The organism is Micromonospora sp. DT46, assembly GCF_049841735.1.
GTDB classification, from domain to species: domain Bacteria; phylum Actinomycetota; class Actinomycetes; order Mycobacteriales; family Micromonosporaceae; genus Micromonospora; species Micromonospora reichwaldensis.
This window is the reverse complement of record NZ_JBNCKW010000002.1, coordinates 70,010-81,502: the sequence shown is the minus strand read 5'-3', so window position 1 is coordinate 81,502 and position 11,493 is coordinate 70,010. Positions and strand designations below refer to the sequence as shown.

11 protein-coding genes are annotated in these 11,493 nt (G+C 76.0%); 8 read left to right on the top strand and 3 right to left on the bottom strand.

Features of this window, described 5'->3' with window-relative positions; translation table 11 throughout:
- Positions 1-81 precede the first annotated feature (81 nt).
- Entirely contained in the window at positions 82-156 is a 75-nt protein-coding gene (locus ACLQ20_RS04600; RefSeq protein ID WP_369700219.1) for a 50S ribosomal protein bL37, read from the bottom strand.
- A gap of 277 nt (positions 157-433) precedes the next feature.
- Here ACLQ20_RS04600 and ACLQ20_RS04595 point away from each other — a divergent pair, with 277 nt between their 5' ends.
- The gene (locus tag ACLQ20_RS04595; protein ID WP_088973021.1) at positions 434-649 is read left to right on the top strand and encodes a biotin/lipoyl-binding carrier protein; all 216 of its coding nucleotides are present in this window, start codon (positions 434-436) and stop codon (positions 647-649) included.
- On the top strand, positions 646-1,155 hold the full coding sequence (locus ACLQ20_RS04590; protein WP_358117754.1) for a GNAT family N-acetyltransferase: 510 nt from the start codon (positions 646-648) through the stop codon (positions 1,153-1,155). Before ACLQ20_RS04595 ends, ACLQ20_RS04590 begins: the two co-directional genes overlap by 4 nt.
- An 18-nt stretch (positions 1,156-1,173) precedes the next feature.
- Here ACLQ20_RS04590 and ACLQ20_RS04585 read toward each other — a convergent pair whose 3' ends face one another.
- Positions 1,174-2,925, bottom strand: a complete 1,752-nt coding sequence (locus ACLQ20_RS04585) for a tetratricopeptide repeat protein (protein ID WP_425854813.1) — start codon at positions 2,923-2,925, stop codon at positions 1,174-1,176.
- A 245-nt stretch (positions 2,926-3,170) separates the two neighbouring features.
- Between ACLQ20_RS04585 and ACLQ20_RS04580 the strand changes: the two genes are divergently transcribed.
- Positions 3,171-4,202 carry an SIS domain-containing protein gene (locus ACLQ20_RS04580; RefSeq protein WP_132231368.1) on the top strand — a complete coding sequence of 344 codons (1,032 nt, stop codon included), beginning with the start codon at positions 3,171-3,173 and terminating at the stop codon, positions 4,200-4,202.
- Positions 4,203-4,227: 25 nt separating this feature from the next.
- Complete coding sequence (locus ACLQ20_RS04575; protein ID WP_425854318.1) at positions 4,228-5,835, top strand: histidine kinase N-terminal domain-containing protein; 1,608 nt, start codon at positions 4,228-4,230, stop codon at positions 5,833-5,835.
- Positions 5,836-5,980: 145 nt separating this feature from the next.
- Here ACLQ20_RS04575 and ACLQ20_RS04570 read toward each other — a convergent pair whose 3' ends face one another.
- Positions 5,981-7,405, bottom strand: coding sequence for a glycosyltransferase family 39 protein (locus ACLQ20_RS04570; protein WP_425854811.1), 1,425 nt, complete (start codon positions 7,403-7,405; stop codon positions 5,981-5,983).
- Between the two features lie 431 nt (positions 7,406-7,836).
- Between ACLQ20_RS04570 and ACLQ20_RS04565 the strand changes: the two genes are divergently transcribed.
- The 4 genes from ACLQ20_RS04565 to ACLQ20_RS04550 all read left to right on the top strand — a co-directional run bounded on the left by ACLQ20_RS04565 (position 7,837) and on the right by ACLQ20_RS04550 (position 11,450).
- A complete protein-coding gene (locus tag ACLQ20_RS04565) occupies positions 7,837-9,552 on the top strand; it encodes a nitrite/sulfite reductase (RefSeq protein WP_358117764.1) in 1,716 nt (571 codons plus the stop codon).
- 70 nt (positions 9,553-9,622) lie between these two features.
- Positions 9,623-9,781 carry an IS1 family transposase gene (locus ACLQ20_RS04560; protein WP_121399684.1) on the top strand — a complete coding sequence of 53 codons (159 nt, stop codon included), beginning with the start codon at positions 9,623-9,625 and terminating at the stop codon, positions 9,779-9,781.
- Complete coding sequence (locus ACLQ20_RS04555; protein WP_425854316.1) at positions 9,778-10,563, top strand: phosphoadenylyl-sulfate reductase; 786 nt, start codon at positions 9,778-9,780, stop codon at positions 10,561-10,563. The genes ACLQ20_RS04560 and ACLQ20_RS04555 overlap by 4 nt, the downstream gene beginning before the upstream one ends.
- 125 nt (positions 10,564-10,688) lie before the next feature.
- Complete coding sequence (locus ACLQ20_RS04550) at positions 10,689-11,450, top strand: sirohydrochlorin chelatase (RefSeq protein ID WP_425854809.1); 762 nt, start codon at positions 10,689-10,691, stop codon at positions 11,448-11,450.
- Positions 11,451-11,493: the final 43 nt, after the last annotated feature.

The following is an 11,493-nucleotide window of genomic DNA, read 5'->3' as shown; positions in this document are numbered from 1 at the left end:
GCGGGCCCGGGTCGTGACGACCCGGGCCACCGGCGTCCGCGCCGACTGGTCGACGCCGGGCCGTGGGGCCCGGCCCGCCGGTCAGGAGTTGGGGCGCTTGCCGTGGTTCGCGCCGCTCTTCTTGCGGGCCTTCTTCTTGCGGGCCTTCTTCGCCATGGTGACCTCCTCGTGATGGTCGGATCCCGCCTGCGCACGATCTCGGCGCCGGTGCACGCACCGGTCCTCCCGGCGCCGGGTCCGACCCGCTGATGCTAGTGCGGCCGGCACCCGCCGTCGTCCGCCGGGGCCGCCGACGCCGCGCCACGCCGCACGACCCGCCGGCGGACCGCCCCTGAGTCGATCATCGACCCGGCCCGCGCCGCTCCACGCCCGCCGGAGGTCGCCCGCATGATTGGATACGTCGGCAGGCAACCGCGAGAGGGAGGGCCCGAAGATGGCCGAGGAGATCCGCGCCGAGATGGTGGCGAACGTCTGGAAGGTCGTCGCGTCGGCCGGGGATACCGTGTCCGAGGGGGACACCCTGGTGATCCTGGAGTCGATGAAGATGGAGATCCCGGTCGTCGCCGAGTCCGACGGTGTCGTCAAGCAGCTCGCGGTCAACGAGGGCGACGTCGTGCAGGACGGTGACCTGATCGCGGTGATCGATTGACCGGCCTCTCGGTACGCCGGGCCGGGCCGGCCGACTTCGCGGCGGTGGCCCGGCTGACGGTGGCCGCGTACGAGGCGGACGGCCAGCTGAAGAACGAGCACGGCTACGCCGCCGTACTCGCCGACGTGGCGTCCCGGGCCCGGGACGGCGAGGTGCTCGTCGCCGTCGACGACGCCACCGGCGAGCTGCTCGGCTCGGTGACCCTCGTCCTGCCCGGCACCCGCTACGCCGAGCTGTCCCGGGCGGGTGAGGCGGAGTTCCGGATGCTGGCGGTGGACCCGGCCGCGCAGGGGCGGGGCGTCGGCGCGGCGCTGGTCGAGGCCTGCGTGTCGCGGGCGACCGAGCTGGGCTGTGCCGCCGTCGTCATCTGCGTCCGCGACGGCTTCGCCGCCTCCGCCCAGCGGCTCTACCGGCGACGCGGCTTCGTGCGGGTGCCGGAGCTGGACTGGGTGCCCGTGGACGGGGTGCACCTGCTCGGCCTGCGGCTGGAGCTGACCGGCGCGTGAGCCGCCGGCGGCGACGGCTCACCGGCGCCTGAGGAGCCCCCAGAGGCGGCGCAGGCGGGAACGCGGCCGGGGGACCGGCGCGGTGGCCGTCAGCGCGGTGGCCAGGGCCGCCGTCTCCGGATCCAGGGCCGGGCTGGCCAGGGCCAGGTGCGCCAGCGACGGCGCGATCGGCGCCGGGCGGGTCCGGGCGACCGCTGCCACGTCGGCCAGCCGCTCGGTCACCACCCGGGCCACGTCGGCGCGCACCTCAGGGTCGACCCAGGCGGCGGTGACCAGGGCGAACAGGGCCGCCTCGGTGGCCCAGTCCTCGACCCCCCAGACCAGGTCCAGCAGCACCCGGCGCCGGGTCGACTCCGCCCACGGCTCGTCGGTGCGGTGGTGCAGCAGGCCCAGGCACGCCCACACCTGGACGCAGCGCACCCAGAGCGAAGGGTCCTGCCCGAGTACCCGGCCCAGCGCGGTCGGCGGCGCCTCCGGCGGGTGCGCCAGCAGGCCGAGCAGGTCGTCCAGTTCCAGGGTGGCCAGGCCGACCGCCGCGTCGTACGCCGCCGGCGGGTGTGGCCACGCCGGGTGGGCGAGCTGCCGCAGCCGCGCCGCCGCCTCCGGTGAGGGCGCCGGCACGGCGGGCACGACCGTCGCCCCGTCGTGCTCCCAGAGCTGCCGGGCGGTCGCCCGCCGGGGCTCGCGCGGGTCCGGGTCGGGCACGCCGGCCACCTCGATCCGCAGCCCGGGCGCGGCCGTCGCGGCGGCACGCAGCGCGCTGGGCGGCGGGGGCTGGTCCAGCCGTACGGCGCCGAGTCCGACGCGCTCGTCGGTGACGGCCTGACGCAGCGCGTCCACCACGGGCCCGGTCGCCGGGGTGACCTGCCCGAGCCAGGGCCGGCCCCGGCAGCTCTCGGCCAGGTCGCCGTGCTCGTGCGTGTCGTCGGGATGGTCCCGGACGAAGTCGGCGAGCGCGACCAGGTGCGCCACGTCGCCGTCGCGCTGGTGCCGCAGCCGGTGCGCGGTGTGCACGGCGCACTCGAAGGAGGGGTCCCGGGCCAGCGCCCGGTCGATCCAGTCGAGCGCCTCGTCGAGCCGCCCGTTGTCGGCGAGCGTGCCGGCGATGTCGGCGTAGACGGTGAGGTCGTCGGGGTCGTGCGCGACGGCGCGGCCGAGTGCCGCCAGCGCCTCCCGGGTGCGCCCGGCGCTGCGGTACGCGTACCCGAGCCACACCTCGCCGATCTTCGACGGCTCCGCGCGTACGCCCCGGGCGGCCCAACGGATCGCCAGGTCGACCTCGCCGACGCGCCTGGCCAGCGCGGACGCCGCGCCGAGCAGCAGGCCGTGCTCGGGGTGGACGGTGACCGCGTTGCGGGCCAGCGCCAGGTAGGGGGCCAGGGCGGTCCGGCCGGCCCGGGGCACCGGGTCGGGCACGGCGGCGCAGACCTGCATCAGGATCCGGGCGGCCCGGTCCGGTTCGAGGCGCTCGGCGAGTTCCGGGGTGGTCACCCAGGGCACCCCGGCCCAGTCCGTCCCCGGCGCGTGGCTGGTCGCCGCGACCAGCAGGTCCAGCCCTTCGGCGGGCCGGCCGGCGGCGGCGAGCAGGTGCGCGCGGGCCACGACGGCCCCGACGAAGGCGTGGCCCTGGAGCGGGAAGAGGTCGACGCCGCCCGCGCCGTCGGTGGCGGCGAGCCGGGCGAGGGTCTCGTGCACCTCGGGCAGGGTCGGGGCCTGGGCCAGCGCGGCGGCGACGTGACCGGCGGCGTGCGCCAGGTCGTTGTCGTCCATGGCCAGACGGGCCAGGGCAAGTTCCTCCGCCGCGGACAGCGACCGGTCGTCCTCGGGCACGTCGTCCTCTCGCTCGTCGGTCGGTGGGGCCGGGCAAGCCTAGGTGATGTTGCGTCGAGATGGTGATCATCTGCGCACTACTGTTCGTTCGATTGCTCGGGCCAGCTCAAACGTGCAAGACTGAGCAGGAAACGCGCGGCAATCGCGCAGTGGGAGGAGTTTCCGTGACGCGTGCAGGGGCCGGCATGGCGGCCGACATCGACGAGCAGCCGGCGGGCTACGAGCGGCTGCTCTCCGCCGAGCACGCCGGGGCGATCGCCCGGGTGGCGGCGGTCATCGCGGAGCGCCGCCCGCGGCACGTGGTCTTCACCGCCCGGGGCACCTCCGACCACGCGGCCCTCTACGGGGCGTACCTGACCGAGATCCGGCTCGGCCTGCCCGCCGGCCTCGCCTCGCCCAGCGTCGTCACCCTCTACGGCGCGAAGCCGGACCTCTCCGACGCGCTGGTCGTCGGCGTCAGCCAGAGCGGCGGCTCGCCCGACCTCGCCGAGGTGCTGCGCACCGCCCGCGCCTCCGGCGCGTTGACCCTCGCGGTCACCAACGCGCCCGACTCCCGGCTGGCCGGCGTCGCCGAGCTCAGCGTCGACATCGCCGCCGGGCACGAGCGCGCGGTGGCCGCCACCAAGACCTACACCGCCGAGCTGCTCGCCCTGCTGATGCTCGTCGAGGGCGTCCGGGCCGGCGACGGCGCGCTGCCCGCCGACGAACGCGAGGCGCTCGCCGCCCTGCCCGAGCTGGCCGCGCGCACCCTGGAGGACACCACCCCCACCCAGCTCGCGCCCCGCTACCGGTTCGCCGGCCAGCTGGTCACCACCGGCCGGGGGTACGCGTACCCGACCGCCCGCGAGGCCGCGCTGAAGCTGATGGAGACCTCGTACCTGCCGGCGCTCGCGTTCTCCGGCGCCGACCTGCTGCACGGCCCCCTCGCCATGACCGACCCGGACGTGCCGGTGCTCGCCGTGGTCGGCTCCGGGCCGGGCGGCCGGTCGATGGGCGAGGTGCTGCCCCGCCTCGGCGAGCGCCGCGCCGACGTGGTGGTGGTCGGCTCCGCCGACGTCGAGGGCGCCACCCGGATGGCCGTCCCCGAGGTCGACGAGCGGTACGCGCCGCTGCTGGACATCCTGCCGTTGCAGCGCCTGGCGCTGGCGCTGGCGCTCGCCCGGGGCGAGGACCCGGACGCGCCGCGCGGGCTGAAGAAGGTCACCGCGACGATGTGACGCCCGTCGTGGCACGCTGGTCGACGTGTCCACGCTGCGCAACCTCGCCGAGGAGCACACCCGCCTCCGCCCGGCCGACATCGACCACCTGCACCGGATCGCCGGCGACTGGCAGTTGCTGTCCGATCTGTCCTTCGCCGACCTGCTGCTCTGGGTGCCCGTGGACGGTGACGGCGCGTTCCTCTGCGTCGCCCAGGTCCGGCCGACGACCGCGCCCACCGCGTACCTGGACGACCAGGTGGGGCGGATCGTCGGCGGGCCCGAGGTGGCCCACCTGGAGGTGGCCCACCGGCAGGGCCGGATCTGGCGGGAGGGCGACCCGGTCTGGTACGGCGACGTGCCGGCCCGGCACGAGGCGATCCCGGTCCGGTTGCGCACCACCGACGGGGAGGCCGGCGAGGTGATCGCCGTGGTGGGGCGGGACACCAACCTCTCCACCGCGCGCACCCCGAGCCAGCTGGAGCTGAACTACCTCACCACCGCCGACGACCTGGCCCAGATGATCGCCGACGGGACCTTCCCGCCGCCGCGCCATCCCGGGGAGACCACGTCGGCCCCGCGCGTCGGCGACGGGCTGGTCCGGCTCGACGCCGGCGGCAAGGTCACCTACGCGAGCCCGAACGCGCAGTCGGCGTACCGGCGGCTGGGCTACGCCTCCCACCTGGTGGGCGAGGACCTGGCGGCGCTGCACCGCCGGCTGGCCAGCGACCCGCTGGAGGGCACGGACGCGGCGAACGGCATCCTCGCGGCGCTGCGCGGCGAGGCGCCGCCCCGCCGGGAGATCGACGCGCGGGGCGCGACGATGCTCACCCGGGCGCTGCCGCTGATGCCCGCCGGGGTGCCGATTGGCGCGCTGGTGCTGGTCCGCGACATCACCGAGGTACGCCGCCGCGACCGCGCCCTGATCACCAAGGACGCCACCATCCGGGAGATCCACCACCGGGTGAAGAACAACCTCCAGACCGTCGCCGCGCTGCTGCGGCTCCAGGCCCGCCGGGTGTCCATGCCGGAGGCCCGGGTCGCCCTGGAGGAGTCGGTACGCCGGGTCGCCTCCATCGCGCTGGTGCACGAGACCCTCTCCATGTCCAGCGACGAGGCGGTCGAGTTCGACGGCATCGTCGACCGGGTGGCCAGCGCCGCCACGGAGGTGGCCGCGACGGAGGCCACGGTCGGCATGCGCCGCGAGGGCAGCTTCGGCGTGCTGCCCGCCGAGGTCGCCACGTCGCTGGTGATGGTGCTCAACGAGTTGCTGCTCAACGCCGTCGAGCACGGCTTCCCGCCGGCCGCCGAGACGCCCGCCGTCCCGACCGGTCCCGGCACCCCCGCCCCGGCCGCGCCAGCCCCGGGGGCGCCCGTGGCGGAGGCGGCTGGTCCGGTCGAGCCGGAGGTGGTGCTGTCGGCGCACCGGTTCCGCAAGATGCTGCACGTCTCGGTCACCGACAACGGGCGTGGGCTGCCGCCCGACTTCGACGCCGAGCGGAGCGGCAACCTCGGCTTGCAGATCGTCCGCGCGCTGGTCACCGGCGAGCTGCGCGGCACCATCGAGCTGCGCGACGGCGCGAAGGGCGGCACCGAGGCGACGCTCGTCGTCCCGCTGGTGCGCAACGCCCCCGAGGGCCGTCCCGCCGGCTGACCCACCCACCCCGGCGTGAGGGCCGGGGGTGCCGGGGCGGCCATGATCAGTTGATCGGAAACCGGCCCCGGAGGCCCCACGACCCCGGCTCCCCGTCAACCGATCAAGCCGGTCGCCGGAGCCGGGGCGGGGTGGGGTGGGTGGGTCAGCGGGTCAGCAGGGCGACGGTGAGTCCCGGGCGCGGCCAGACCCGCTCGACGGTGTAGCTGGCGCGCAGCGCGTCGCCCTTGGCGCCGGTGACGGTGGCCAGCGGATCGTCGCGACGGCCGGCCACGACCAGCCAGACCCGTTCCGCGCCGGCCAGGCACTCGGCCGGCCGGGTGCACTCGGCGGCCCACAGGTCCCCCCTGCGGGCCTGGCCCTGCGTCACCAGCACGTCGCGGGGCCGACGGTTGCCCAGGTGGTACGCGAGACCCAGGTCGAGGAAGAGCCAGCTCTGCCGGGGGGAGTAGACGACCGCGTCGCCCGGCCGCTGGCCGTCGGCGACGATCCGGGCCGCGCCCCGGTAGTCCACCGTCGCGCTGCGCGGCCACTCGTGGGTACGCCGTAGCGCCGCCTGGTCGGGCAGCCCGAGCAGCCCGGCCAGGGCGACGACGGCCAGCGCGGGCGGCAGCGGCACCGTCGCCAGCGCCGCGCCCGCGAGCAGGCAGGCGAAGGGCACCACGAAGACGAGGTACCGGGGCACCCAGAGCGGTACGACCAGCCCCGCGGCGAAGAGCAGCAGCACGGGCAGCAGCACGGCGAGCCCGGGCAGCAGGGCGCGCCGGCCCAGGCGCGCCGCGCCGAGCGCCGCGAGGCCCACCAGGACCCCGCCCACCACCCCGCTCTGCGCCACCCCGCCCGCGAGCGCGGCCAGGTCGTCGGGGCGGACGGCATCCACCCAGCCGAGCTGCCGGGAGCGCTGTTCCCTGGCGAGCAGCACCAGCGGGGTCAGCAGCAGCACGGTGGGCAGCAGGGTGAGCGCCCAGCGCAGCGGGCGGTTCGGCGGCCCCGTACGGCGGGTGGCGAGCACCGCCACCGCGTGCGCGGCGAGCAGGGTGAGCGCGACCAGGTGGGTGAGCCCGAGCGCGGCCACGGCGACGGCGTACCCGGCCCAGCGCGTCCACCGGGGTCGGGCCGTCGCCTCGACCAGCAGCAGAGTCGCCAGCACCGCCAGGAAGGTGGCCAGCGCGTACGGGCGGGCCTCCTGGCCGTACCGCGAGGTGCCCGGGAGCACCGCGAGGAGCAGCCCGGCGAGCAGCCCGGCCCGGGCGCCGAGCAGGCGCTGCCCGAGGAACGCGGTCAGCCCGGCCGTAGCGGCCATGGCCAGGGCGGCGGGCAGCCGCAGCGCGGTCACCGAGTCGCCGAAGACGGCCACCCAGGCGTGCATGAACAGGTAGTAGGGGCTGGTGGCGGCGTCGATGGTGCCGGCTAGCCGGACCAGGTCCCCGGGGGACCGGCTCGCCGCACTCCAGGTGGCCAGCTCGTCGCGCCACGGCTGCGCGTGGTCGATCCCGGTCAGCACCACGGCCAGCGTGGCCAGGCTCGGCCCGATCCAGATCAGCCGGCCCGTGCGATCCGGCCCGCTCACCGCCTCGCGCACCGGCGGGACGCGGTCGCCGGGCGGGTCAGCGGAACCGGTCACATACCGCAGCGTCACACAGTCCGGCCGTCCGGTGCGCCGATCCGCCGATCGGGCGCGGCGTCAGCGGTCTCGGCGCGCCCGCGACGTGTGGCCCGTGATGTGGGATCCCGCACGCACTCGTTGGCCGGCCCCCGTCGGGTGTGGCAGCATGACCTCCATGACCGCCGCTGTCGTCCGCCGCTTCGTGGCTCGTCGCCACGTCGACTACGGCCGCGTGCGCAGCGCGATCTGTCCGGCCCACTGACGACGCCCGATCACTCTGTCTCGGGCGCGCCGCGCGCCGGCTGTTCCGACACCGTTGTCGCCAGCCCGTTCCGACGGGTCGGCCGCGCGCCTTGCGTGTTCCCGAGGCACCGCAGACAACGGAGGACGCCGCCATGGCGGTCAGCAGCATCCCGGCCCGGGCCGGGGACCCGACGTCCCCCCGACCGGCCCGGACTCCCCGCCGGCCCCGAGGTGAAGGTCAGTGGGCGCTCGGTCACCGCGAGCCGCTCAACCCCAACGAGCGGATCAAGAAGGACGACGACCCGCTGAACGTACGGGCCCGGATCGAGAACATCTACGCCCACCAGGGGTTCGCCTCGATCGATCCGCAGGACCTCCGTGGCCGCTTCCGCTGGTGGGGCCTCTACACCCAGCGCAAGGCGGGCATCGACGGCGGCCGTACGGCCGTGCTGGAGCCGCACGAGCTGGAGGACGAGTTCTTCATGCTCCGGGTCCGGGTGGACGGGGGCGAGCTGAGCCTGGCGCAGCTGCGGGTGGTCGCGGACATCTCCCGCGAGTTCGCCCGGGACACCGCCGACATCACCGACCGGCAGAACATCCAGTACCACTGGATCCGGGTCGAGGACATGCCGGAGATCTGGCGCCGCCTGGAGTCGGTCGGCCTGCAGACCACCGAGGCGTGCGGCGACTGCCCCCGGGTGGTGCTGGGCAGCCCGGTCGCCGGGGTGGCCCGCGACGAACTGCTCGACCCGACGCCGGCGGTCGACGAGATCGTCCGCCGCTACGTGGGCGACAAGGCGTACTCCAACCTGCCGCGCAAGTTCAAGACCTCCATCTCCTGGCTGGTCGACACCCCGTACGAGGCGAACGACATCTCCTTCCTCGGGGTGGACCACCCGGACCACGGGCCGGGCTTCGACGTCTGGGTCGGCGGCGGCCTGTCCACGAACCCGATGCTGGCCAAGCGGCTCGGCGTCTGGGTGTCGTTGGAGGAGGTGCCGGACGTCTGGGCGGGCGTGGTCGGCATCTTCCGCGACTACGGCTACCGCCGGTTGCGCAACCGCGCCCGGCTGAAGTTCCTGGTCGCCGACTGGGGCGTGGAGAAGTTCCGCGAGGTGCTGGAGAAGGAGTACCTGGGCCGGGCGTTGCTCGACGGCCCGGCCCCGCAGCTGCCCGACAGGCCGGTGGACCACATCGGGGTGCACCCGCAGCGCGACGGGCGCAACTACGTCGGGGCTGCCCCGGTGGTGGGCCGGGTATCCGGCGGGCAGCTCGCCCGCCTGGCCGACGTGGTCGAGGCGCACGGCAGCGGGCGGGTGCGGCTCACCCCGTACCAGAAGCTGCTGGTGCTGGACGTGGCGCCGGAGCGGACCGACTCGCTAATGCGCGAGCTGCGCGGGATCGGCTTGGAGGCGCAGCCGTCGGCCTGGCGGCGCGGCACGATGGCCTGCACCGGCATCGAGTACTGCAAGCTGGCCATCGTCGAGACCAAGGCGCGCGGCGAGGAACTGGTGGCCCGGCTGGAGGAGCGGCTGCGCGACTTCGACGCCGACATCTCCATCCACCTCAACGGCTGCCCCAACGCCTGCGCCCGCACCCAGGTCGCCGACATCGGCCTCAAGGGCCAGCTCGTCGTCGGCCCGGACGGCCGCCAGGTGGAGGGCTTCCAGGTCCACCTCGGCGGCGGGCTCGGCATGGCCGAGGGACAGACGGCCGGGTTCGGCCGCAAGCTGCGCGGTCTGAAGACCACCGCCGAGGAGCTTCCGGCGTACGTGGAGCGGCTGGCCCGGCGCTACCTGGCCGGCCGGGAGACGGGCGAGACGTTCGCCAACTGGGTGATCAGGGTCGACGAGGAGGAACTCCGATGAGCGATCGAAGCGAGCGAACCAGCGGTGCCGTGGGGCCTCGTCGCGGTGTCGAGCGAAGCGAGGTGACGCGATGAGCGAGACCCGTTCCGCGCCGTTGTACTGCCCGTACTGCGGCGAGGAGGACCTGCGGCCGAGTGAGGCCGGCCACGGCGCCTGGGAGTGCCACGCGTGCGCCCGGGTGTTCACGGTGAAGTTCACCGGCCTGCTCGGCCGGGCGGTGGCCCGGTGAGCGGGGGCACGGGCGACCGGCCCGGTCTCGTCTCGGCGACGGGCCTGGGCCTGGTCGGCCTGGGCGCTCCGGCTCCGGCCGACGCGGCCCGGCGCGGCCCCGACGAGCTGCGCGCGCTGGCCGAGGCGGCCGGCCGGGACCTGGAGGGCGCGCCGGCGCTGGAGATCGCGCGCTGGGCGGCCGAGACCTTCGGTGCCCGGTTCTGCGTCACCAGCTCGATGGCCGACGCCGTGCTGGCCCATCTGGTCTCCCGGGTCGCCCCGGGGGTGGACGTGGTCTTCCTCGACACCGGACTGCACTTTCCGGAGACGCTCCGGGTCCGCGACGAGGTGGCCCGGACGCTGCCGGTGAACGTGCGCTCGATCCGGCCGCGCCTGACCGTGGGCCAGCAGGACGGCCAGTACGGCCCGCGCCTGTTCAACAAGGCTCCGGACGACTGCTGCCAGCTGCGCAAGGTGGAGCCGCTGGAGCGGGCGCTCGCCGGCTACGACGCCTGGGCCGCCGGGCTCCGCCGGGACGAGTCGCGGACCAGGGCGAACACGCCGGTGGTGACCTTCGACGCGCGCCGGGGCAAGGTCAAGGTCAACCCGATCGCGGCCTGGCGGCAGGCCGACGTGGACGCCTACGTCGCCCGCTGGAACGTGCCGGTCAACGAGCTGTTCAAGCAGGGCTACGGCTCGATCGGCTGCTGGCCCTGCACCCGCCGCACGAAGGCGGGGGAGGACCCCCGGGCCGGCCGCTGGGCGATGTTCGAGAAGACCGAGTGCGGCCTGCACGTCTGACCGGGCCGGTCCCGGGCTCTCCCGCGTCGGGGGCGTCCGGGCCGGGCTCTCCCGCGTCGGGGGCGCCCGGGCCGTCGGGACCGGCCGGGCCGTCAGGAGCGCCCGGGTCGTGGCGGCCGGTCGGGCTGTCGGAGGTGGCCGACCCGGTGGTCCTGGTCGCCCACGGCAGCCGGGACCCGAGGGCCGCCGAGGCGACCCGGGCGCTGGCCCGGGCCGTGTCGGCCGCCCGGCCGGGCACGCCGGTGCTGGCCAGCTGGTTGGACCACACCGAGCCGGGACCGGCGACCGTGCTGCGGAACCTGGCCGCCGCCGGGCACCCCCGGGCCGTGCTGGTGCCGCTGCTGCTCACGGCGGCGTACCACCGGCGGGTGGACGTCCCGGCGGCGGTCGCGGCCGCCCGGGAGTCGGGGGCACCGATCGCGGTACGGGTGACCGACGTGCTCGGCCCGGCCGACGGGGCGGTGGACGCCGGTCTGCTGGCGGGCCTGCACCGGCGGTTGGGTGAGGCGGGGGCGGGGCGCTTCGACGGGCTGGTGCTGGCCGCGGCCGGCACCAGGGACGCCCGGGCGCGCGGGTCGGTGGGCCGGGTGGCCGCCGCGCTGCGCGCCGGTCTCGGCGTGCCCACCCGCGTGTCGTACGCCTCGGCGGCCCCGCCGGCCGTCGCGGCGGCGGTGGCGCGGCTGCGGGCGCGGGGCGCCGGGCGGGTGGCGGTGTCGGCGTACTTCCTGGCTCCGGGCCTGTTCCACGACGCCGTCGCCACGGCGGCGCGGGGCGCCGGTGCGGTGGCGGTGTCCGCCCCGCTGACCGACGCGCCGGAGCTGGCCGATCTGGTCCTGCGGCGCGTGGACGCGGCGAGCCGGTTGGCCGGGATCACGGCCGGGTCGTGATCGGAATCCGGATCACGAATACAGGCTCGGACAGCAGCACGCC